Source organism: Luteibacter sp. RCC_6_2 (genome assembly GCF_041360655.1).
Taxonomy (GTDB): Bacteria; Pseudomonadota; Gammaproteobacteria; order Xanthomonadales; family Rhodanobacteraceae; genus Luteibacter.
The window spans coordinates 164620-187179 of sequence record NZ_JBFUPQ010000006.1; the positions used below are offsets into that span (position 1 = coordinate 164620).

Below are 22560 nucleotides of genomic sequence, written 5' to 3' on the forward strand. Positions count from 1 at the left end.
TTGTCGGCGATGGGTGCTGGCCTCAAGCCACAGGCAGGCCTCAAGCCCCCGGCGTAGCCCTCACCAGGTACTGCACGCTGAAGCGCCTCGCCTCATCCATCCACACCTTCTCCACCGACAATCCCGCCTTGTTCGCCATCTGGGCGAAGTCGTCCAGCGAATACTTGCAGCTGTATTCCACATGCATCGCCTCGTCCTCGCGGAAGGCGAAGACGTCGTGGCCGACGTGCACGTCCTGTCGCTTCGTACTCACCAGGTCGGTCTCGATGCGCCCCGCCAGCACGTTGTAGCGTGCGCGATGACGGAAGCCGTCGATGTCGAAGTCGGTACCGATCTCGCGATTCAGGCGCACCAGCATGTTCAAGGTGAAGTCGCGCGTCACTCCCGCGGCATCGTTGTACGCGGCCTCGATCTCGGCGGAATCCTTCTTGAGATCCACACCGACGATGATGCCGCCACCTTCGCTCATCTCCGTGCGCATCTGGCGCAGGATGCGCACGGCGTCCTTGGTTTCGAAATTGCCGATCGTGGAACCCGGGAAGTAGATGACCGTGCGGCGGGGCGAGCGCGCGGCGACCGGAAGACGCAGCGGCTGGGTGAAGTCGGCGCAGACCGGCTGCATCGGCACGGCCGGGAACCGCGTCGCCAACTCCGCCACGCTTTCCATCAAGGCGGTGCGCGATATCTCCACCGGCACGTAAGCCACCGGCGTCTGCAGGTGTTCGAGCAACATGCGCGTCTTGATGCCGCTGCCGCTGCCGTACTCCACCAGGCGCACGTCGGGGCCGAGGGTATCGGCGATGTCACCCGCATGCTCGCGCATGATCGCGATCTCGGTACGGGTGAGGTAGTACTCGGGCTGCTGGCAGATGGCTTCGAACAACGCGGAGCCGCGCTCGTCGTAGAACAGGCGCGAGGGAAGTCTTTTCGGTTTCGCGGCGAGGCCGCGGCGAACGGTATCGAGGGTGTCCTCGACATCCGGGTGACGGTCATCGACGCGGATGTCTTTCGGTTGAGCGCTCATCGATCGTTTCCAAGTCGTATCCCCGCGAACTGCCAACGGGCATGGGGAGGAAAGAAATTCCGGTACGTCGCACGAATATGGTCGGCGGGAGTGGCGCAGGAACCGCCTCGTAACACCCATTGGCCATTCATGAACTTCCCGTTGTATTCGCCCAGTGCGCCAGCCAGCGGCCGGAAGCCCGGGTAACTGACATATGGGCTCATCGTCCATTCCCAAACGTCGCCGTACATCTGTCCGAGCGTCGTCTCGAACGATGCGGCACGGGGTTGGAACACACCATCGTCCTGAAGGTTCCCCCGCACGGGAAGTTCCGCGGCCATCGTTTCCCACTCCACTTCCGTGGGCAGGCGGGCACCGGCCCAGCGCGCGAACGCGTCGGCCTCGAAATAACTCAGATGACACACGGGTGCATGCGGATCGATCTCACGGCGGCCGTGCAAGGTGAATTCGGTCTCGAGTGCGTCGTCCCAATACAGCGGACGAAGCCAGTGTTCCGCTTGCACCGTGGCCCAGCCATCGGAAAGCCAGAGCAGTGGATCGCGATATCCACCGTCTCGCACGAACGCCATGTACTCGGCATTGGTCACGGGACGATTGGCGATCGCCCCGGCCTGCCGATACGTCCGATGCCGTGGTCCTTCGTTGTCGAAGGCGAAGCCGGTCCCTTCATGGCCGACCTTCACCACGCCTTCGTCGAAGGGAACATAGCGCAGCGGCGGCGCGACGACGGGAGCCGCATGTGCGACCTCCGCTGCATACGCAGGCTCCAGTGGGTTCTGTGCGAACGCGTGCTTGATGTCGGTAAGCAGCAATTCCTGATGCTGCTGTTCGTGCTGCACACCCAGTTCGATCAGCGAGGGAAGCATGGCGTCGTCGCCACGCACGATGCGTTCCGCGACCGCCTCGTCGACCCGGCGCCGATACGCGAGTACCTCGTCGAGGCCCGGGCGGGTCAGCATGCCTCGATGCGGCCGGGCATGCATCGGCCCCACCGACTGGTAGTAGGAGTTGAACAGGTAATGCCATTCAGGATGGCGCGGTACGTAATCCGCGTCGCGGCCCAGCACGAAGTGCTCGAAGAACCAGGTCGTATGGGCCAGGTGCCACTTGGCCGGGCTGGCATCGGGCATGGACTGGATGACGGTGTCTTCCGGCGAAAGCCGCGCCGCCAGTTCCGTGCTGCGCCGTCGAATCCGGAGGAAGCGATGGGCGAGGTCCGAGCCGGCCTGCGGAGCTATATCGAGGCCGAGCGTGGGCGTGCTCATGCATGGGGTCCTGTGCGAGGGACGGTCGCCACTGACATTCGCGAACGATGCCCGAGCAAACGTTCAACGAATGTGAGCGGACCCTGCCGGCGGCTTAACGGCAGGTGCACCCACCCCGCCTAAACTCTCGCCTCCACGCCCGTTCGGGCTTAACGTGGAAGTCCCACCCCGAGGGTATGGCCATGAACGTCCGCTACCTGCTTGCCGCCTCCCTGCTCGTCACCGTCGGTGTACACGCCGAGGGCTCCGGTGCGCCTCCGCAGGCGCGCAAGGAACTGCCGTTCGCCGACTGCCTGCGCACCGACCGCATCAACGAATGGAACGTGATCGACGACCGCACCATCACCGTGCGCAATGGACCCAACCACTTCCTGGTCAAGACGACCGTGGCCTGCCCGCGCGTCGATCTCGGCGGCGGCGTCCACTTCCGCGCCTCGGAGAGCGACAAGGCGGTCGGTTCCATGCGCATCTGTGGCGGCATCAACGAGCAGATCGTCCGCCGTGACGATCCGCCCTGCCAGATCCAGTCCGTACAGACGATCGACAAGGCCGAGTTCGACAAGCTCGCGAAGAAGGCCAAGCGACACGGCTCGGGAGCGGAGCCGAACGGCATGGTGCCGTAAGCGGCAAACAAAGAAGTTCTTCGCGCCCCGGTGGGAGCCGACCCTTGTGGGAGCCGCTTCAGCGGCGATCCCGCGGCAGCGGGCCAGTACTTCGTGATCCTGAGGGCTCGGCTTCGCCCTCGCATTCGTTATGTGCGGCGAGGGGAGCTGCCGGGCGCCACCCTCGGCGCGACAGGCGGTGCCGTCCCTTGGGAAAGGAAAGCCGCTGCGCGGCCATGTCTGATGGCTGACGCCCCTTCGGGCTCGGACGGTCGGGCGGGGGTTTTCGATTCGGCTCCTGCCTCAGCGAAAACGATCGGCCGTCCAGGCCGATCCCCTTCGGGCCTTGTCCGCCCGCCCGTCCTCGGCTCCTCATGTCGCACCGAGGGTGGCGCCCGGCAGCTCTCTCGACACTGGGGTGGGTTGGTGGGAAGAGCAATGCTCGCCGCGCCACGTGCAGCTAGTCACCAGCCATTTGCCGATTGCTGGTGGCCACACCCGGGTGGGAAGCGGGCTGGCCCGCGATTCCTCGATCTTCTCGCTGGCGAAGGAAGCCTTGCCGTGATCGGGCGAGGCTTGTCACCGCTCGCTCGGTTGCGATGCACAGCCTCGTTCGCTTGAAACAGGGCGGCGAATCGCGGGCCAGCCCGCTTCCCACCCGGATGCGGAGGATTCACACGGAACGGCTTGCCCCCAAGGTCGCGTTGCTTGTGTCGCACGACCCCTCAGTGCCCGGAAGAGCCGTCGGCCGCCACCCTCGTGGCGACTTGTGGAACCGAGGAGCGCCGGGCGAAAAGGCCCGTAGGGGGCCGGCCTGGACGGCCGGCCGTTTTCGCTGAGCCACGGAGGGCGAATCGAAAACCCCGCCCGGCGTGACGGGCGCGACGGGGCGCCAGCCATCAGACATGGCCGCGCAGCGGCTTCCCTTCCCGAGCGACGGTGCAACCGGAGCGACGAGGGTGGCGGCCGACGGCTCTGCCCCACCACCCCGACGCGAGGGCGAAGCCGAGCCCACATTAGGCGAACCCCCGGACCTGTGCGAAGAACCCAAAAAAAAGCCCAGCCATTGGCCGGGCTTTTTTCTTCATGCCAGAACGCTGGTTCGATCAATAACCGTCGTCGCGGACATAGCGCGTGCCACCGTAGCCATCGTCGACGTAAGTCGTCGTGGTGGTCACGCGGCGCGTGACGACCGGCGCATCCTCGTAGACGACCGTGGCCGGGCGGCTGTAGTACACCGGACGATCGTCGTAGACGACCGTACGCGGCGCCGTGGCGTTGGCGACGAGGCCGACGACCGCACCGGCCACGATGGCACCGGCGATCCAGCGGCCGGCGTGGTCGTAATGGCCGCGGCCGTAGTAACCGCCGCCATGGTAACCATAGCCACCGTGATAGCCGTAACCGCCATGGTAGCCGCCGCCGTAGTAGCCGTGCCCGCGGGCGAACGCGCTCGGCGCGAAAGCCATCAGACCCGCAGCGGCGATGGCGAGAGCCGACTTGACGAACGTACCTTTCATGACAGTTACCTCCGGGTGTTGGACGCAGATTCGCGCTCCGGCACTGAATCCGGACTGAAGTTTTTTCGACCCGCCGTTCACGTTTGCCACGGATTCACGAAGGGCTTCCGCAGTAGCCAGCAGCCATGGATGTCGTGACGCCGGGCGAAGTCGAACGGAATGCTCGGTGCGCTCCAGTCTTCGATGGAGAAATGGGGTTCCAGGGCCGCCCGATCAAGCTGGAAACGGCGGTAATTGTTCGAGAAAACAATGACACCATCCGGCAGCAGGCGCTCGGCGCAGAGCAGCAGCAACTTCACGTGATCGCGCTGGACGTCGAAGTCGTCGGCGTTCTTCGAGTTGGAAAAGGTCGGCGGGTCCACGTAGATAAGGCCGTACTGCATCGAACGGCTCTGCAGGAAGGTCAGCGAGTCCTCCTGGACCAGGCGGTGGCGGTTTCCGGTGAAGCCGTTCAGGGCCAGGTTGCGCGAGGCCCAGTCCAGGTAGGTGCCAGAAAGGTCGACCGTGGTGGTGTCGCGGGCGTCGCCGGCGGCGGCGTAGACGCTGGCGGTGCCCGTATAGGCGAACAGGTTCAGGAAGTGCTTGCCGGCCGCGAGTTCGCGGATCTTCGCCCGGACCAGCCGGTGATCGAGGAACAGGCCGGTGTCGAGGTAGTCGGTCGGGTTGATCAGGAAGGACAGGCCACCCTCGTGGACCTCGATGAACTCGCCCTTCTGGTCGAACTGGCCGTACTTGGAACCGCCCTTGCCGCGCTCGCGCGTCTTCACCGCGATCCGTTCGCGGGGAATGCCCAGGACCTCGCCCGCCACGCGCACGATCTCGCGCATGCGCAAGCGCGCGACGTCCACCGGGACATCCTGCGGCGCCTTGTATTCCTGGACGTGCAGCCAGTCCTCGTAGACGTCGATGGCCGCGGCGTATTCGGGAAGGTCCTGGTCGTAGGCGCGCCAGCAGGTGATGCCCTCGCGGGCCAGGCGCTTGCGCAGGTGGCGGATGTTCTTCTCCAGCCGGTTCTTCAGCATCTGCGCGCCTTCGGACAAAGGCTTCGTCTCGCGCGGCGCCTCGTCCCGGGCACGCAGGGCGAAGGTCAGCAGCGGCGTCTCCAGCGCACCGTTGAACAACGCATAGCGCTTGTCCGGACTCAGGCGCAACGCGCGGCCCAGTTCCTCGTCGCCGGACAGCACGGCGGCGCGCCAGCCGCCGAAGCGGTCTTTCAACGCCTGGCCGAGATCCCGGTAAAGGCCGGGCAGTTCGGCGCGATCGCCGAGGCGCTCACCGTAGGGCGGATTGGTGATGACCAGGCCCAGCGGCGTTTCCGGGGGCGGCTCCACATGGGCGGCGTCGCGACGGTCGAGATGGATGAATCCGGCCACGCCTGCGCTCTGCGCATTGCGCTTGGCGGTCTGTACCATGTGCGGATCGGAGTCGCTGCCGAAAAACACCGGGCGCAGCGCCCGCAGGCCCTCTTCGGCGCGTGCCTTGGCTTCGTCGTAGATGCCGCGCCACAAGGTGTAGTCGTGCTTACGCCAGCCGAGGAAGCCGTAGTAGTCGCGGCGCAGGCCCGGCGCCACGTCGGCGGCCATCAGCGCGCCTTCGATCAGCAGCGTGCCCGAGCCGCACATCGGGTCGACCAGCGCCCCGCCTTCGGCGTAGATGCGCGGCCATTGGCCCCGCACCAGCATGGCCGAGGCCAGGTTTTCCTTCAGCGGCGCCTCGCCCTGCTGCTCGCGCCAGCCGCGGCGGTGCAAGGGCAGGCCGGAGAGGTCGATCGACAGCGTCGCGCGGTCGCGGCGCAGGCGCACGTTCACCCGCACGTCCGGTTCCTCCGGGTCCACGTCGGGCCGCGCGCCACTGGCGGCGCGGAACTGGTCGACGATGGCGTCCTTGGTCTTCAGCGCGATGAACTGGCTGTGGGTGAGCTTGCTCTGCGCGGTGTTGGCGTCCACCGCCAAGGTTCCATGCGCGGCCAGGTGCTCGGCCCAGTCGATGGCCTGCACGCCGGCGTAGAGGGCCTCCGGATCGGCGGCGTCGAATTCGGCCAGCGGCAGCAGTACCCGGCTGGCCATCCGTGACCACAGGCAGGCACGGTAGGCCGTCTCGATCGTGCCGGTGAACGACACGCCGGCCAGCGCCTCGCGCACGTCACCGGCGCCCAGGGCGATGAGCTCGTCCTTCAGCAGGTATTCCAGCCCTTTCGGACAGGTGGCGAAGAAGGCGCTCATGCCAACCCGCCCAGGAAGCGACGGAATTCGGCTTCGATGTCCGGCAGCGTCGCGCCAAGGCGGTGGTCGTCCTGGACCAGCAGCGCCGGCATGGCGTGGCCGCGGGCGAAGGCGAGTGCCTCGTCGAGCGGGCATACGTCGTCCGCATAGCCGTGCACGAGGAACGAGGGCACGTCCGGCCGCGCGGCGAACGCCCGGGGATATCCGGGGATGCGCGCGGGCAAGGCAAGCAGGAACAGCCCGGCGATGGGTGCGTCCAGCGAGGCCAGGCCCGAAACGAAGGCACCCATGCTCGAACCGACCAGCACCGGGGGCCGCGGCGAAGCGGCGATGGCAGCCGCCAGGCGGGCGAGGCGGGGATCGACCGACCCCGCATGGCCGAGTACGTCGTCCTCACGGTAGTCGGGCCGCGCCGTGGTCCAGCCGAGCGTTTCGGCCAGGGCGGCGAGCGCGCTGACCTTGGTGGCGTCGGGACCGGAATCGGAACCGTGGGAAAGGATGATGTGGCCGCGCATGGCGGTCTCCGTACGCGGAATGACCGCCTATGTTATCAAAGCGGCATGATCGACATCCTTCACGCCCCCCTGCCCTACGAGTCCATCCTCCCCCAGCGGGAGCCCGGGTCCATCGACCTCGTGGTGATCCACTGCACGGAACTGCCCGACCTGGCCATGGCCCGCGAGTACGGCGAGCGCGTGCTCCACGACTCCGGCGCGGGCAACAGCGGCCACTACTACATCGACCGGGATGGTTCGGTGCTGTGCTACGTGGACCCGCTGCGCGTGGCCCACCACACCCGCGGCTACAACCCGCGGTCGATCGGCATCGAACTGGTGAACACCGGCCGTTATCCGGACTGGTTCCATTCCGCGCACCAGACCATGACCGAGCCCTACCCCGAGCGCCAGATAGCGGCCTTGCGCGCCCTGCTCGACCACCTCGTGGAGCGCTTTCCCTCACTGCGCCATATCGCCGGCCACGAAGACCTGGACACGGCCATGGTGCCCGCCAGCGACGATCCGGAGAACGAGGTCCCGCGCAAGCGCGATCCGGGCCCACAGTTCCCCTGGGCTCGTGCCTACGACGCCGGGCGGCTGGGCCGACTGGCCGACTAGCCCCGCTATACTGGCGCCCCATCGCGCCACCGCTCACCAGGATCACCATGTCGGACAACCATGTCGGCGAACTCGTCGAGCTGATCGAACTCGAACGCCTGGAAGACAACCTCTTCCGTGGCCAGAGTCGCGACATCGGCACCCGCTTCGTCTTCGGCGGCCAGGTGCTCGGCCAGGCGCTGTCAGCCGCGCAACGCACGGTGGACCCGAAACGCGAGGCGCATTCCCTGCACGCCTACTTCCTGCGCGCCGGCGACATCAACGCACCCATCGTCTACAGCGTGGAACGCACGCGCGATGGCGGCTCGTTTTCATCGCGGCGTGTGGTCGCGATCCAGCACGGCCAGCCGATCCTCAACGGTTCCATCTCGTTCCAGGAACCGGAGGAAGGCTACGAACACCAGATGTCGATGCCGGAAGTCCCCGCGCCCGAGGACGTCGAGCCCATGCCTGCCATGTCGCTCGAACAGTTGGGCCGCCTGCCGGAGAAGACCCAGCGCTGGCTCGGCATCGACGGTCCGTTCGAGTTCCGCCATGTCTGGCCGCGCGACGAACTGCGCCCGGCCAAGCGGCCGCCTTACCAGCACATCTGGTTCCGTCTCACCGCGCCCATCGATGACACCTTGTCATTGCACCAGGCCCTGCTCGCCTACGCATCGGACTTCCACCTGATCGGCACGGCGACCCTGCCGCACGGCATTTCCTACCTCACCCGCAACATGCAGATGGCGAGCCTGGACCACGCACTGTGGTTCCACCGTCCGTTCCGTATCGACGAGTGGCTGCTGTATTCCTTCGACAGCCCGACCTCGCAGGGCGCGCGTGGCCTGGCGCGCGGCATGATCTACACCCGCGACGGCATCCTCGTGGCGTCCACCGCGCAGGAAGGCCTGATCCGCGTCCGGCCGGATTGATCGCGTGAACATCGAGCTGCGGCACCTGCGCTATTTCATCGCCGTTGCCGACGAGCTCCATTTCAGCCGCGCCGCCGAGCGGCTGGGCATCTCCCAGCCGCCACTCAGCCAGCAGATCCGTGATCTGGAAAGCACACTCGGCGTGCGCCTGCTGCGCCGGACCAACCGGCGTGTCGAACTGACGGATGCAGGCCGCGCCTACCTGGATGCGGCGAAAGACATCGTGGCGCGCGTGGACGATGCGGGTGACATGGCACGCCGCGCCGAACGCGGCGAGATCGGCGAATTGCATGTGGGCTTCACGCGCAGCACGCCGTTGATCGAGCGTTTCCCGCGGGCGATCCGGGCGTTCCGCGAAACCTATCCGTCGGTGCGGCTGGTACTGCAGGAACGAAATACGCTTCAGCAGATCGAATGTCTGCTCGACGATCGCCAGCAACTGGGACTGATTCGTGGCGCCGTGCTTCCCGCGCCCCTCGTCACACGCAAGCTGGTGGACGATCCGCTGGTCGCCGTGATTCGCGCCGACCACCCGCTGGCACGGCGCAAGCGTGCGAAGCTGCGCATGGAAGAACTCTCCGACGAGAACTTCATCGTGTTCACCCGCGCGGCAGGCACCGGCATCCACGACCAATTATTGACGATGTGCCGCAACGCGGGTTTCTCGCCGCGCATCTCGCAGGAAGCGGGTGAATCGTCGACCATGATCGGCCTGGTCGCCGCCGGCATGGGCGTGGCCGTGTTGCCGCAATCGATGCGCCACGTGCAAGTGGATGGCGTGGCCTACGTCACCATCGACTCGCCCGACGCGGCGAGCGCCTTGCACCTGGCGCACCGCCGCGACGACGCATCGCCACTGGTCAAGGCCTTCATGAAGCTGATGCTGAAGGCGTGAGCCTGCGCAGCTTCAATGCGATGCCGAGGCCGAGCACGACGAGTACCGCGACGTAACCCGCGACGCCGTTCCAACCGCCATGGGTCCACGCGATGCCGCCCAGCGAGCCGGCGATGCTGGAACCCATGTAATACGAGAAAAGGTAGAACGACGAGGCGTGCGCCTTGGCGGAAGGTGCGCGGTTGCCGACCCAGCTACTCGCGATGGAATGCCCGCCGAAGAAACCGAAGGTCATCACGGCGATGCCGGCCACGATGGCCCAGAGCGATCCGCTCGCCGTCAACGCCACGCCGGCCAGCATCATCGCCAAGGTGGCCCAGAGCACGCGACGGCGACCGAGCCTTCCAGCGAGCGATCCGATCCACGCCGAGCCGACGACGCCGAACAGATAGACCATGAAGATCGCACCCACATGGGACTGCGAGAGCGAGAACGGTGGCGCGAGCAAGCGGTAGCCCACGTAGTTGTAGATGGTGACGAAGGCACCCATCAGCAGGAAACCTTCCGCGAACAGCCACGGCAAGCCCTTGTCACGCCATAGCGAAACGAACGCGTCCGCCAGCACGCGCGGATGGGCGCGACGCTTCTGGAAATGCAGCGAAGGCGGCAATCCGCGCGCCACGAGGAACGCCGCGACCAGGCCCAAGGCACCGATCGCGCCGACCGCCACGCGCCACGACGCATGATCCGCCGCGAAGCCGGAGAGGATGCGCCCGCTCATGCCGCCGATGGCGTTGCCGCCGATATAGAGACCCATCGCATAACCGATCGATTCGCCGTGCACTTCCTCGCTCAGGTAGGTCATCGCCACGGCGGGGAGGCCTGCCAGCGTGAGACCCAGCATGGCGCGCAATACCAGCAGCGATGTCCAGTTCGGTGCCATCGCGGTCAGCAGCACGAGCACCGACGAGCCCAGCAGCGACACCAACATGATGGGCTTGCGCCCCCACGCATCCGACATCGCACCGGCGAACAGCATCGCCACGGCCATGACACCGGTGGTGAGCGAGAGCGACAGGCTGCTGGCCGCCGCGTCCACGTTGAAGGCGCGGGAGAACGCGGGCATCAGGGGCTGTACGCAGTAGAGCAGCCCGAACGTCGCGAAGCCGGAGGAAAACAAGGCGAGATTGGTGCGCCGAAAAGCCGGTGTGCCATGCCGAATGCGTCGATCCGCGAGCACCGCCGGCGCGGTGGGCGATGAGCCGTCCACGGGAACCTCCAGGGAAAGAGCCATGGGGAAAGGCTAGCCCCTGAATTGAGTCGAATCGATATAGCAAAACCTCCGCTTCGATATGTTTCAAGTATGGCTGGATGTGGGGCCTGTCGGCGATCAGTCACCCCGGTGGGAGCCGACCTTGTCGGCGATCCCGCGGCAGCGGGCCAGGGTTCGGCAAGCACCCATCGCCGACAAGTCGGCTCCCACAAGAGCGGCTCCCGCAGGACCAGGGGTTGCATGTCAGCGGGAGACGGTGCCGTTCGCTCCGCCATCCCATTGCACGGCCGATGCGAGTTCCTCGTTCGTCAGCGCCAGATCGCCGCCATCCTCCGCCGTCTTGACCGCCACCACATGATCGCCGTGCCGCGATAGCTCGGAGCCTCCCGTCGCCGTCAATGCCTGCATCCGGCTCTCGTCCGTGGCGAGCAGGACCAGCAGGGTTTTCGATCCCGCCATGAAGCGGACGCCGGTGGTCGCTCCCGACCGCGACAGTTCCGCCGACTCCAGCGGCACGGCTCGCACCTTGCCTGCCCAGCGCGGCGGAGCGACGAAGGTGTACCCCGCCGCCTCGTCACGCCAGACGAAACGTTTCATCGGCTCGGGGGCCGGTGCGGGTTGGCCGTGGGTGCCGGGCGGAGGCGTGGCGGCGGCGATCGTGGGCAGCCCGAGCAGCAAGGCGAGAACGACGGTTTTCATGGCCAGGTCTCCGTGAGGACCGCCTCAGCCTACGCCGTATCCGTCACCCCGGCGTCAAGCGTCGCGCGCGGCGCCGCTATCGTCGGCTGGCACCGCCTCTTTGCCGCTGACCCATGCGAACAGGGCGATACCGACGATGATGGCGACGGCTCCCGTCGCGGCCAGGGCGCCAGGAATGGCTTCGCCCAGGAAAATCGCGCCGATCGCCGTGGCGAACAACAGTTCGGCCGCCTGCATCGCCTCGACGGCGGCCAGGGCCGTCGGCTGCCGCCCGACCCGCTCCGTGGCGTGGAAGAACAACACCGTGGCGATCACGCCCGAAGACAGGGCCACGCCACTCGCCAGCAGTACTTCACGCAGCGACGGCGGCCCGATCGTCGTCCAGGTCACGACGAACAACACGAGCCACAGCGGCCAACTCGCCAGGGTCATGCCGAACACACGCTGCACCGCCCCGAGCTTCGTACCGCTGCGTTCCAGGTGAAGCAGGATCTTCCGGTTGCCCAGGGGATACGCGAAGGCGGCGAAGACCACCGCGCCCACGGCCAGCCATGCGGAGGCGTCCAGCGCGCCGTGCGCATGACCGAACTGCAGGAGCATCACGCCGACGACGATCAGTGTTCCGATCGCCAACGCGCCCATATGCCAGCGCGCACGTTCGTCGCGATAAATGAAGGGAGCCATCAACGGGCCGGCGAGGACGGTCACCTGGAAACTGCCCGCCACGAGCCACGACGGGCCACTGCTGGCCGCCCAGGTCAACGGCACGCCGAACAGCACGAAACCGACCGTGCTCCAGCCGAGCCATGTCCACGCATGCGCACGCAATTCGTGCGGCAGGTTGCCCAACCCGCCCTGGAACGGCAATACGACGGCCAGCAAGGGCAAGGTGACGATGTAGCGGAGGATCACCGCCCATTGCCAGTGGCCACCGCCGCTGACGACGGCGCGATTCAGGACATAGGTTAGCGTGAAGAACAGCGCCGAGAGCAGCGCGATCGCCACGGCGGTGAGTGCGTTGGAACGCATCAGCCGATGGCTTCCATATGCGTCAACAACAGCCGAAGGCTTTCCCTGCCCTGCCAGTCGTTGACGGAAAGCTCGTACGCCACGCGCATGCGCGGCGGTGGAGGCGTTCCGTCGTAGCAGTTGAACATCACGGCGTCGAGTGGCGCGCCTCCCTGTTCGTGACGCAATTGCAGGCGAAGGTGGCGGCTCCCCATCGGTTTCCACGAAGCGCATTCGACGCGCGCCTCGAAGATCGGTGGTGGGAAGCCCTGCCCCCAGGGCCCTGCATGGCGCAGTTGCTTCGCGAGGTCGAGGGTGTGGTCGCGGTAATCCAGTTCGCCGTCGGTATGAACGAGGGCTTGCAGCCGCTCGTCATCCAGGTGCGCGCGCGCCGTCGCGTCGAAGGCGGCGGCGAAGCGCCCGAAGTCGGCGGCCTGCAAGCTCAGGCCGGCGGCCATCGCGTGCCCACCGAAGCGAAGGATCAGTCCGGGATGTTTCGCATCGATCTCGGCCAGGGCATCGCGAATATGGAAGCCGGGAATCGAACGGGCCGAACCTCGCAACTCATTCGTATCGTCACCGGCGGGAGCAAACGCGAGTACGGGACGATGCAGCTTTTCCTTCAACTTGGACGCCACGAGGCCGACGATGCCCGCGTGCCAGCCCGGGTCGAACAGGGCGACACCCACGGCGTCGACATGCGCCGCGCGCGCGACCATCGTCTCGGCCTCGTCCACCATCCCCGCCTGCATCTCGCGGCGTTCCTGGTTGATCGCCGAAAGCTGTTCCGCGTAGCGCCTTGCGACGCCGGGATCGTCGGTGAGCAGGCAGGCGACACCGAGGGACATGTCTTCGAGGCGGCCGGCGGCGTTGAGTCGCGGGCCGATGGCGAAGGCCAGGTCGGTCGCTCCCACGGTCGCCAGCGAACGTCCGCTGGCTTCGACGAGCGCCGTGATACCCGCACACGCCTTGCCTGCGCGCATGCGCTTCAGGCCCGCGTCGACCAGCACGCGGTTGTTGAAATCCAGCGGCACGAGATCGGCCACGGTACCGAGCGCGACCAGATCCAGCAGCGTGCTCAGGTCCGGTTCGCCGTTGGGGAAATGGCCGGCGTCACGCATGGATGCGCGGATGCCCAGCAACAGATAGAACATGACGCCGACGCCGGCGAGCGCCTTGCTCGGAAAACCGTCACCGGCGAGGTTGGGATTCACCATCGCATCGGCGTCGGGCAAGGTATCGCCCGGCAAGTGGTGATCGGTGATCACCACCGCGATACCGCGTGCACGCGCCGCGGCTACGCCGGCGACGCTGGCCACGCCGTTGTCGACGGTCACGATGATGTCCGGTGTCGGGTCGAGCGACGCCACCAGCGCTTCACTCAGGCCGTAGCCGTGCACGAAACGATTCGGCACCACGTGACTCACGTGGCGCGCCCCGAGCAGGCGCAGACCGCGTTCGGCCACCGCCGTGCCGGTGGCACCGTCACAGTCGTAGTCGCCGGCGATGACGATGCGCTTATCCTCGGCGATGGCGCGCATGAGCAAGGCGACGGCGCGGTCCATGCCACCGAGCAGGTTGGGCGAGAGCATCCGCGCCAGCCGATGTTCGGCACCGTCCGGCGTGCATACGCCACGTGCGGCATAGATGCGCTGGATCACAGGGTGGACGTGCGCCGGCCAGCCGCTCGGCGCGGTGGCGACGGTGCGCTGGCGCCAGGCCCGCGCTGTCACGCCTTGCGCCAGAAGCGGAGGCGGTGACGCTTGCGCAGCACCATGCGCACGCCATCGGCGAAGGCGAGGCGAATCTCGGTGCCCGCCGTGAGGTGCGCCTCGATCGCCGGCCACCAATCGCGCTCGAAGATGGTCGGCTGGATGTCCTGCAAGTCGAGCAGGCTGTATGTGGGAGCCGCTTCAGCGGCGATGGCTGGGTTGCCGCGAGCACCCTTCGCCGCTGAAGCGGCTCCCACAGGGGCGGCTCCTGTAGGGGCAGCTCCTGCATGGCTGGAGGCGGCGAACATCGTGCGCGATTGGACGTCCACGTTCGCGCGGTGGGCCAGGGCCCAGGCGAGCAGGTCGTCGCTGTAGATGCGCGACAGGCCGCACTCGACCCAGTCGGGGAGTGCACCCGGTCCCCACAGCCATACGCTGTTCACCGGCGGCAGGCCCTGCGCCGCACGTGTGCGGTTCACCGGGTGGTTGTGCAGGACCACTTGCGCCTCGTTGATCAAGGCGCGCCAGCGGCGGCCTTCCTCGCCTTTCGGCAACTGTTCGAAGAGATCGGCGCCCAGCGCCTCCTCCGGCTCGGGGAAGGAAGGCACCTCCACGTAACTGGGCAGGCGAAGCTGCCAGTGCTGTGCGTCTCCCACCAGGAGGTTCATTCCCTCCGCCTCGAACGTCTCGGCGAGTGCGCCGACCAGGCTCTTCGAATCTTCCACGCTCAGGCCGAGGTTGCCGCAGGCTAGCAGGCGGGCGCCGTTGAGTTCCGGCTGCACCCACGCGGGATCGGCGGACAACCATAGCGCGCCACCGGCGTCGCCAGCCACCGACTGGCGGATCAGCGCGGCGGCGGGCAAGGGACCGTGCGGCCAACGGAAGTGTTCCGCTAGGGCGACGAGGTAGCCCGGTACCGCCGCCGGCAGTGTCGTTCCGCGTGCCAGCCAATCGGCGAAGGGGGCAACGCCGCCAATCTTGTCGCGTCCCGGCAGCAGCACATGGAGGACGGCACTCACGCTCAGGCCTCGATCTGTTCGAGGAGCCCGAGCCATTCCGCTTCGAGCGTTTCCTTGTCGCCGCGCAGCTCGGCCTGGCGCTGGCCGAGCTTCATCAGTTCGGCCGTGGGGCCGCCATACACGGCCGGATCGGCGAGCTTGCCTTCGATCACGCCCAACTCCTTGTCCATGCTTTCGATCAACGCCTCGATCTTCTTCACCCGCGCGCGCAGCGGTTTTTCCTTCTCGCGCTCCTCGGCACTCAGCTTGCGCTTCTCCTTCGCCGACTCCTGCACGGGCGCATCGGCCGGCGCGGAGGCCACGGCCGCCGTCTTGCGCGTGGTGGCGCGGCTGCGCAACCACTTCGCGTAGTCGTCCAGATCACCGTCGAACGGTTCCACCTTGCCATCGGCCACTCGCCAGAACTCGTCGCAAACCATGCCGAGCAGATGGCGATCGTGCGAGACCAGCACCAGGGCACCATCGAATGCCGCGAGCGCATCGGCGAGCGCTTCGCGCATGTCGAGGTCGAGATGGTTGGTCGGTTCGTCGAGCAGCAGAAGGTTCGGCTTGTCCCACGCGATCAGGGCGAGGGCCAGACGTGCCCGCTCGCCACCGGAGAAAGCGTCCACCGGCTCGAAAGCGCGATCCGCCGGGAAGTTCCAGGTGCCGAGGTAGTCACGCAGCACCTGTGCGCCGGCATTCGGTGCCTTTTCCTGCAGATGGTCGAACGGGCTCGCGCCTTCGCGCAGGCTTTCGACCGTGTGCTGGGCGAAGTAGCCGATCTTCGTGTCCTTATGGAAACCGCGTTCGCCGACCAGCGGCACGAGTTCACCGACCAGCGATTTCACCATCGTCGACTTACCGGCACCGTTCGGACCCAGCAGGCCGATACGGTCACCGGATTCCAGCCCGAAGGCGATGTCGTGCAGGACGACGTGATCGCCATAGCCCGCGTCCACGTGATCCAGCTGCAACATCGAGGTCGGCAGCCGGTCGGGCGTCGGGAACGAGAAGCTGAAGGAACGCTCTGCCCGCACCGCTTCGGTGCCGGCCATTTTTTCAAGGCGCTTCATGCGCGACTGCGCCTGCTTGGCCTTGCTGGCCTTGGCCTTGAAACGGTCGATGAAGGATTGCAGGTGCGCCCGCTCCGCCTTCTCGCGCTCATGCGCGATCTGCTGCTGGCGCAGGTGTTCGGCGCGCTGGCGTTCGAAGGCACTGTAGTTGCCCGCATAGAGCTTGGCCGTGCCGTCGTGCAGGTGCATCGTGTGCGAGATCACGCCGTCGAGGAATTCGCGGTCGTGGGAGATGATCAGCAGCGTGCCCGGGTAGCGGCGCAACCATTCCTCCAGCCAGAGCACGGCGTCGAGGTCGAGATGGTTGGTGGGCTCGTCGAGGAGGAGCAGGTCGGACGGCGCCATCAGGGCCCGGGCGAGGTTGAGGCGCACCCGCCAGCCACCCGAGAACGAGGACACCGGCCGCTCATGGGTTTCGGGCGCGAAGCCGAGGCCATGCATGAGCCGGCCGGCGCGGGCACGCGCGTCGTAGCCGTTCACTTCCTCGATGCGCATGTGGGCGGCGGCCACGGCTTCGTGGTCCTCGGCGGCGAATGCGTCCGCTTCGGCCTTGAGGGCCGCGGCCACTTCCACGTCGCCACCCAGGACGTATTCGATCGCCGGGTCGGGCAAGGCGGGGGTTTCCTGGGCCACGGAGGCGAGACGCACCTTCGACGGCATGTCCAGGTCGCCCACCTCCGGCTCCAGCTCGCCCTTCAGCGCGGCGAACAGGGTGGACTTGCCACAGCCATTGCGGCCGATGACGCCGAGGCTCCAGCCGGTCTGGATCGTGAGATCCATCTGCGACAACAAGGTGCGGCTGCCCCGGCGCAGGGCGAGGTTGCGGAACGAGATCATGGATAGGCATGCAGGCGAGAGACGACTGCGCATGATAGCCGTCCCGCTCCATCCGCGTCGCCGAAACGCGACACAGCACACAAGCGCGAAGTCCGCCGGGCGCCGCCCATGGCGCACCTCCGGGCGATCTGCTACAACGGCGTCCTGCGCCGCATGGGGAGCGCGACGGAGCCATCATGAACACCTTCAAGCCTGTTTTCACCGCGATCGCGCTGGCGATCGTGTCGGCCTCCGTGGCCCCGTCCGTCCGTGCCGGCGACACCCTGCTGATGCAGCGCGTGCAGCAGGAGCAGGCGATGAACCTGCCGAAGAAAGGCATGAGCATGGCCGAGGTGGAGCGCCGCTACGGCCAACCGACCTCGAAGCTCGACTCCCGTGGCGGCGGCAGCCGCAAGCAGCCGGTGATCAACCGCTGGATGTATCCGGGGTATATCGTTTATTTCGAGCGCAGCCATGTGATCCATGCGGTGTTGAACACGCCGGCGGGCAACAACCTCAATCCAGCGAATCCGAAGTAATCGGGTGCCGGATCGCCGCTTAAGCGGCTTCCCACCCAGCCAGGACGGGTTCCTACCGAGCCAGAGCGGCTTCATACCCGCCCAGAGCGGCCTCCGGCCAGCCAGCGACACCCTGGTGGGAAGCCGCTTCAGCGGCGATGGCCATTACGGCAGCGGTAACCGGGAAGCCTTACAATAGTCGGCTTCCCTCGCTGCCCTGCCCTCGCCATGACCGACCGCTCTTCCTACCGCCTGCCCGCCGAATGGGAACCGCAGGCCGGCGTGCTGATCGCGTGGCCGCACGCGGGCACCGATTGGGCCGACCGCCTGGACGGCGTCGAGACCACCTACGTCGCCCTGGCCGCGGCGGTGACCCGTTTCGAGCCGCTGCACATCGTGGTCGCCGACGCGGCCTTGCGCGAACGCGCCCGGCTGGCCATCGAAAAGGCGGGCGCCGACATGGCCCGCGTGTACTTCATCGAATTGCCCTACGACGACACCTGGCTGCGCGACTCCGGTCCGATCACGCTCACCGGCGCGGATGGCGTGCTGCTCAACGATTACCGCTTCACCGGCTGGGGCGGCAAGTTCGGCGCCGAACAGGACGACGCGCTGATCTCCGGCTTGCTCGAGCGTGGCGTCCTGGCCGGCCTGCCGCACAAGCGCATCGACTGGGCCCTGGAAGGTGGCGGCATCGAGAGCGACGGCCGCGGCACCATCCTCACCACGTGGAAGTGCCTGCACCAGCGCCATCCGGATCTTTCCCGCGAGACGATGACCGATACCCTGGCCACCACCCTGCACGCGGATCGCGTGTTGTGGCTGGAGCACGGCTATCTTGAAGGCGACGACACCGACGCCCATATCGACACCTTGGCGCGTTTCTCCGAGGACGGCGGCATCGTGTACCAGGCGTGCGACGATGAGAGCGATCCGCATTTCGAGGAACTGGGCCAGATGGCCTCGGAACTGGCCGAGCTGCGGACGCCGGAGGACAAGCCCTACCCGCTTCATCCGTTGCCATGGGCACGGCCGATCATCGATGAAGGCCGCCGCCTCGCGGCTTCCTATGCGAACTACCTGATCGTCAATGGCGCCGTGCTGGTGCCGGCTTACGGCGACCGCGTCGATGACGAGGCGGCGCGGATCATCGGGCTGGCGCATCCGGGTCGCGAAGTGGTCCAGGTGCCGTGCCGTCCGCTGATCTGGCAGAACGGCAGCCTGCATTGCATCACAATGCAACTGCCCGCGGCGATCGCCCGGTAATCCACCCATGCATGCGCGGCGGGTGCCGCGCGAGGAAAGACGTCCATGACCCGCAAGACCCTCAAGGTCGCCCTCCTCCAGGAAACCGACCGTGGCAGCCGCGACGCCAACCTCGACGCCATCGAGGCGGGACTGCGCGATGCCGCGAAGGCCGGCGCGGAGCTGGTGCTGTTGCAGGAACTGCACAACGGCCCGTACTTCTGCCAGCGCGAGAGCGTCGAGGTATTCGATCTCGCCGAGACCATTCCCGGCCCGGGCACCGATCGCATCGGCAAGCTCGCCGAGGAACTCAAGCTCGTGGTCGTCGCCTCGATCTTCGAGAAGCGCGCCACCGGCCTGTACCACAACACGGCCGTGGTCTTCGACCGCTCGCGCGCCATCGCGGGCAAGTACCGCAAGATGCACATTCCCGACGATCCGGCGTTCTACGAGAAGTTCTACTTCACGCCGGGCGATCTTGGTTTCGATCCGATCCAGACCTCGGTCGGCAAGCTCGGCGTGCTCGTGTGCTGGGACCAGTGGTATCCCGAAGCCGCACGCCTGATGGCGCTGGCCGGCGCGGACCTGCTGTTCTATCCCACCGCGATCGGCTGGGACCCGAACGACTCCGACGAGGAGAAGGCCCGCCAGCGCGAGGCATGGATCACCGTGCAGCGCGGCCATGCCGTCGCCAACGGTCTTCCCCTGCTCTCGTGCAATCGCACCGGTTACGAGGCCGATCCGTCGAACGTCGGCAGCGGTATCCAGTTCTGGGGTTCGAGCTTCGTCGCCGGGCCGCAGGGTGAATTCCTGGCCCAGGCCGGTACCGACGGGCGCGAGTTGCTGGTTTGCGATGTCGACATGGAACGCAGCGAACACGTGCGCCGCATCTGGCCGTTCCTGCGTGACCGCCGCATCGATGCCTACGGCGACCTCACCAAGCGCTTCCGCGACTGACCCCACCCCAAGGACCACCCCGCGAATGATTCCGGCCGAGAACGACGTCACCCTGCCCACCGCCCTGGAAGGCCAACCCATCGAGCGCATGACGCGCGACGGCGTCGAGTACGTCATCCTCGGCACGGCGCATGTGTCGCGCGCCAGCGTGCAGGCGGTGGACGCGCTGCTGGAAACCGAGCACTTCGATGCCGTGGCGGTGGAGTTGTGCCCGAGCCGCGCACACGGCATCCGCGATCCGGAAGCGTTCAAGCAGATGGACCTGTTCCAGGTCATCCGCCAGGGCAAGGCCGGCATGGTCGCGGCCAGCCTCGTGCTGGGCTCGTTCCAGAAGCGCCTCGCCGCGCAGTACGGCATCGAGCCCGGCGCCGAGATGAAGGCCGCGATGGATGGCGCCGACGCGCGCGGCATTCCCGTGTGGCTGGTGGATCGTGAAGTCGGCACGACGCTCAAGCGGGCATGGCGCAGCGTGGGCTTCTTCCAGCGCTTCGGCTTGATGGCAGGCATGCTCGGCAGCGTGTTCGAGCGCGAGGAGATCGCCGAGGCCGACATCGAGAAGCTGAAGCAAGCCGACCTGCTCGAAAGCGCGTTCAGCGAATTCGCCAGCGGCTCCGCCCCGCTCTACCACGCACTCATCGCCGAGCGCGACGAATTCATGGCGGCGAAGCTGCGCGAGAACGGCGCGACGATGGACCCCTCGGCGCCCAGCCGCAAGGTGCTCGTCGTCATCGGCGCCGGTCATCTCAAGGGCATGAGCGCCCAACTGGCCGACCAGCACGGCGACGCTCGGGCGCTCGCCGACGATCTCGCGGTCACGCCACCCGCGTCGACATGGCCGAAAGTTCTTGCCGTCGCGCTGGTCCTGGGCATCTTCGCCGCGATCGGCTATGCCTTCTATCGCAGCCCGAGCCTCGGCGTCGACGCGCTGAAGAACTGGATCCTGCTCACCGGCGGTCTTTCGGCGCTGGGCGCACTGATCGCCGGTGCCCATCCGTTGTCCATCGTCGCCGCTTTCGTCGCGGCGCCGCTGAAGCCTTTCCGCCCCGGCATCCCTTCCGGCGCGATCAGCGCCATGGCCGAAGCCTGGGTGCGCAAGCCGCGCGTGCTGGATTTCGAACGCCTGCGCGACGACATCACCCACTGGACCGGCTGGTGGAAGAACCGCGTGGCGCGCACCTTGCTCAATTTCTTCCTGGTGAGCATCGGCACCATCGCCGGCGAGTACATCGCGGGAATCCACATCATCCGCAGCCTGTTCTGAGGGCGCCCGCCCCTCCCGAGTTGTCCGCCGTCGCGACACGCCTCTATACTTCGACGGCTATTCAACCCCGGCCCCGCCCGGCACCCAGGGAACACTTAATGAAGCGTCTGCATCTGGTTGGACTGATCGCCGTAGCTCTGTGCGCCGCATCCGCAGCGCATGCCGAAGGGGACAAGGCCAAGGGTCGCACACTCGTCTACACCTGCAATGGCTGCCACGGCGTGCCGGGCTATGCCAACGCGTACCCCGAATACCACGTGCCGCACATCGCCGGCCAGAACGAGCAATACATCGTCAACGCCCTGAAGGCCTACAAGAGCGGCGAGCGCAAGCACCCGACGATGGGCGCCCAGGCGCAAAGCATGTCCGACCAGGAAATCGCGGATATCGCCGCCTACCTTTCCAGTCTCGCCAAGTAAGCCGCCGAGGACGAACGATGATCCGTGGGTTTTCCCTGATTGCCATCGGCGCGCTTCTCGCGCTTGCCGCCACCCAGACCTTCGCCGCCGGTGACCCGGCGCGCGGCAAGACCAAGATCGCCACCTGCGTGGCCTGCCACGGCCAGGACGGCAATGCGGTCGACCCGCAGTACCCGCGCCTTGCCGGCCAGTACGCCGACTATCTCGCTCAGGCCCTGCACGAGTACAAGGACGGCCGTCGCGACAACGCCATCATGAAGGGCTTCGCCGCGACGCTGTCCGACCAGGACATCGACGATGTCTCGGCGTACTTCGCCACGATGCCGACGAAGCTGCAGGGCCTCGAGCACCACATCCAGGGCGAGTGACCGCCCTGGCGCCTTATCCGGCCGCGCGGGCGAAGTAGGGCTTTTCGCCCGTCTCGTGGTCGGTGGCGTCGCGCACTTCCGTGATCTCCGGAATGCGCTCGCGCAGGGTCTTCTCCACGCCGTTCTTCAGCGTCACGTCGACCATGCCGCAACCGTGGCAACCGCCACCGAAGCGCAGCACGACCACGCCCTCGGACGTCACTTCCACCAATGAGATACGGCCTCCGTGCGAGGCGATCTGCGGCGCGATCTCCGACTCGAGAACGAACTGCACGCGCTCGACGAGCCCGGCACCCTCGCCCGGCGCCTCGCCCTTGATCCGCGGTGCGCGGATGTTGAGCTGGCTACCCGTGGGGGTGGTTTCATAATCGATGTTGGCGGGATCGAGCCAGCGCATGCTCTCGCCGTCGACGTACAGGTTGAAGCCTTCGCACTCGACCGTCCATTCGTCGCCGGTGAGTTCCGAGGCGCCGCAGAATTCCAGTTCGCATTGGGCGGAGGGCGTGCCCGCCGCGACCACGCGCAAGCGTATGCCCAGGCCTTCGTCGCCTTGCTGGGCCAACAGACGCTGGAAGTGGGCCTGCGCGCGTTCGGAAATGTCGATCATGATGGCTCCGGGGTAATCAGCACCATTTTAGTACGCTTTCCAGTTGGGCGCCGTCTTTTGACAATTCAACCGCCAGCGCGGACGCTTCGCGCTTTCTCAGGATGGA

Annotated in this window: 22 protein-coding genes; 10 read left to right on the plus strand and 12 right to left on the minus strand. The window is 66.8% G+C overall.

Annotated features, from left to right (window positions below):
- Positions 1–40 precede the first annotated feature (40 nt).
- Both egtD and egtB read right to left on the minus strand, forming a co-directional pair.
- Positions 41–1024, minus strand: coding sequence for an L-histidine N(alpha)-methyltransferase (gene egtD, locus AB6730_RS08420; RefSeq protein WP_371023202.1), 984 nt, complete (start codon positions 1022–1024; stop codon positions 41–43).
- Complete coding sequence (gene egtB / locus AB6730_RS08425; RefSeq protein WP_371023203.1) at positions 1021–2289, minus strand: ergothioneine biosynthesis protein EgtB; 1269 nt, start codon at positions 2287–2289, stop codon at positions 1021–1023. Before egtB ends, egtD begins: the two co-directional genes overlap by 4 nt.
- A gap of 182 nt (positions 2290–2471) precedes the next feature.
- On the opposite strand from egtB, the gene AB6730_RS08430 reads away from it, so the two are divergent.
- Complete coding sequence (locus AB6730_RS08430; protein WP_371023204.1) at positions 2472–2912, plus strand: DUF6491 family protein; 441 nt, start codon at positions 2472–2474, stop codon at positions 2910–2912.
- Positions 2913–3997: 1085 nt separating this feature from the next.
- On the opposite strand, the gene AB6730_RS08435 is transcribed toward AB6730_RS08430, so the two are convergent.
- The 3 genes from AB6730_RS08435 to AB6730_RS08445 all read right to left on the minus strand — a co-directional run bounded on the left by AB6730_RS08435 (position 3998) and on the right by AB6730_RS08445 (position 7148).
- Positions 3998–4411 carry a hypothetical protein gene (locus AB6730_RS08435; RefSeq protein WP_371023205.1) on the minus strand — a complete coding sequence of 138 codons (414 nt, stop codon included), beginning with the start codon at positions 4409–4411 and terminating at the stop codon, positions 3998–4000.
- Positions 4412–4488: 77 nt separating this feature from the next.
- The gene (gene rlmKL / locus AB6730_RS08440; protein WP_371023206.1) at positions 4489–6633 is read right to left on the minus strand and encodes a bifunctional 23S rRNA (guanine(2069)-N(7))-methyltransferase RlmK/23S rRNA (guanine(2445)-N(2))-methyltransferase RlmL; all 2145 of its coding nucleotides are present in this window, start codon (positions 6631–6633) and stop codon (positions 4489–4491) included.
- Entirely contained in the window at positions 6630–7148 is a 519-nt protein-coding gene (locus AB6730_RS08445) for an alpha/beta hydrolase (RefSeq protein ID WP_371023207.1), read from the minus strand. Before AB6730_RS08445 ends, rlmKL begins: the two co-directional genes overlap by 4 nt.
- Positions 7149–7193: 45 nt before the next feature.
- On the opposite strand from AB6730_RS08445, the gene AB6730_RS08450 reads away from it, so the two are divergent.
- The 3 genes from AB6730_RS08450 to AB6730_RS08460 are packed head-to-tail and all read left to right on the plus strand — an operon-like array spanning position 7194 to position 9557.
- On the plus strand, positions 7194–7748 hold the full coding sequence (locus AB6730_RS08450; protein ID WP_371023208.1) for an N-acetylmuramoyl-L-alanine amidase: 555 nt from the start codon (positions 7194–7196) through the stop codon (positions 7746–7748).
- Positions 7749–7795: 47 nt separating this feature from the next.
- Positions 7796–8662, plus strand: coding sequence for an acyl-CoA thioesterase II (locus tag AB6730_RS08455; protein ID WP_306850512.1), 867 nt, complete (start codon positions 7796–7798; stop codon positions 8660–8662).
- 4 nt (positions 8663–8666) lie between these two features.
- The gene (locus tag AB6730_RS08460) at positions 8667–9557 is read left to right on the plus strand and encodes a LysR family transcriptional regulator (RefSeq protein ID WP_371023209.1); all 891 of its coding nucleotides are present in this window, start codon (positions 8667–8669) and stop codon (positions 9555–9557) included.
- Here AB6730_RS08460 and AB6730_RS08465 read toward each other — a convergent pair.
- The 6 genes from AB6730_RS08465 to AB6730_RS08490 form a co-directional block, all read right to left on the minus strand.
- Positions 9532–10791: an MFS transporter gene (locus tag AB6730_RS08465; protein WP_371023210.1), complete on the minus strand. Its 1260-nt coding sequence runs from the start codon at positions 10789–10791 to the stop codon at positions 9532–9534. The two genes, AB6730_RS08460 and AB6730_RS08465, sit on opposite strands and share 26 nt — an antisense overlap.
- 222 nt (positions 10792–11013) lie before the next feature.
- Entirely contained in the window at positions 11014–11469 is a 456-nt protein-coding gene (locus tag AB6730_RS08470) for a hypothetical protein (protein ID WP_371023211.1), read from the minus strand.
- 54 nt (positions 11470–11523) lie between these two features.
- Entirely contained in the window at positions 11524–12498 is a 975-nt protein-coding gene (locus tag AB6730_RS08475; protein ID WP_371023212.1) for a multidrug resistance efflux transporter family protein, read from the minus strand.
- Positions 12498–14210, minus strand: a complete 1713-nt coding sequence (gene recJ, locus AB6730_RS08480) for a single-stranded-DNA-specific exonuclease RecJ (protein WP_371023213.1) — start codon at positions 14208–14210, stop codon at positions 12498–12500. Before recJ ends, AB6730_RS08475 begins: the two co-directional genes overlap by 1 nt.
- Positions 14207–15208, minus strand: coding sequence for a phosphoglycerate mutase (locus AB6730_RS08485; protein WP_371023214.1), 1002 nt, complete (start codon positions 15206–15208; stop codon positions 14207–14209). The genes recJ and AB6730_RS08485 overlap by 4 nt, the downstream gene beginning before the upstream one ends.
- A 2-nt stretch (positions 15209–15210) precedes the next feature.
- Positions 15211–17100, minus strand: coding sequence for an ATP-binding cassette domain-containing protein (locus AB6730_RS08490; RefSeq protein WP_371023317.1), 1890 nt, complete (start codon positions 17098–17100; stop codon positions 15211–15213).
- 176 nt (positions 17101–17276) lie between these two features.
- Between AB6730_RS08490 and AB6730_RS08495 the strand changes: the two genes are divergently transcribed.
- From AB6730_RS08495 to AB6730_RS08520, 6 genes are all read left to right on the plus strand, one after another.
- Positions 17277–17618 (plus strand): hypothetical protein, encoded by a 342-nt coding sequence (locus AB6730_RS08495; RefSeq protein WP_371023215.1) that lies wholly within the window; start codon positions 17277–17279, stop codon positions 17616–17618.
- A 207-nt stretch (positions 17619–17825) separates the two neighbouring features.
- Positions 17826–18863 (plus strand): agmatine/peptidylarginine deiminase, encoded by a 1038-nt coding sequence (locus AB6730_RS08500; protein ID WP_371023216.1) that lies wholly within the window; start codon positions 17826–17828, stop codon positions 18861–18863.
- 45 nt (positions 18864–18908) lie between these two features.
- Positions 18909–19799, plus strand: a complete 891-nt coding sequence (locus tag AB6730_RS08505) for a carbon-nitrogen hydrolase (protein ID WP_371023217.1) — start codon at positions 18909–18911, stop codon at positions 19797–19799.
- Between the two features lie 25 nt (positions 19800–19824).
- Complete coding sequence (locus AB6730_RS08510) at positions 19825–21060, plus strand: TraB/GumN family protein (protein ID WP_371023218.1); 1236 nt, start codon at positions 19825–19827, stop codon at positions 21058–21060.
- Positions 21061–21158: 98 nt separating this feature from the next.
- Complete coding sequence (locus tag AB6730_RS08515; RefSeq protein WP_306850501.1) at positions 21159–21479, plus strand: cytochrome c; 321 nt, start codon at positions 21159–21161, stop codon at positions 21477–21479.
- A 17-nt stretch (positions 21480–21496) separates the two neighbouring features.
- The gene (locus AB6730_RS08520; protein ID WP_371023219.1) at positions 21497–21847 is read left to right on the plus strand and encodes a cytochrome c; all 351 of its coding nucleotides are present in this window, start codon (positions 21497–21499) and stop codon (positions 21845–21847) included.
- A 13-nt stretch (positions 21848–21860) separates the two neighbouring features.
- On the opposite strand, the gene AB6730_RS08525 is transcribed toward AB6730_RS08520, so the two are convergent.
- The gene (locus AB6730_RS08525) at positions 21861–22454 is read right to left on the minus strand and encodes an NfuA family Fe-S biogenesis protein (RefSeq protein ID WP_371023220.1); all 594 of its coding nucleotides are present in this window, start codon (positions 22452–22454) and stop codon (positions 21861–21863) included.
- Between the last annotated feature and the right edge of the window lie 106 nt (positions 22455–22560).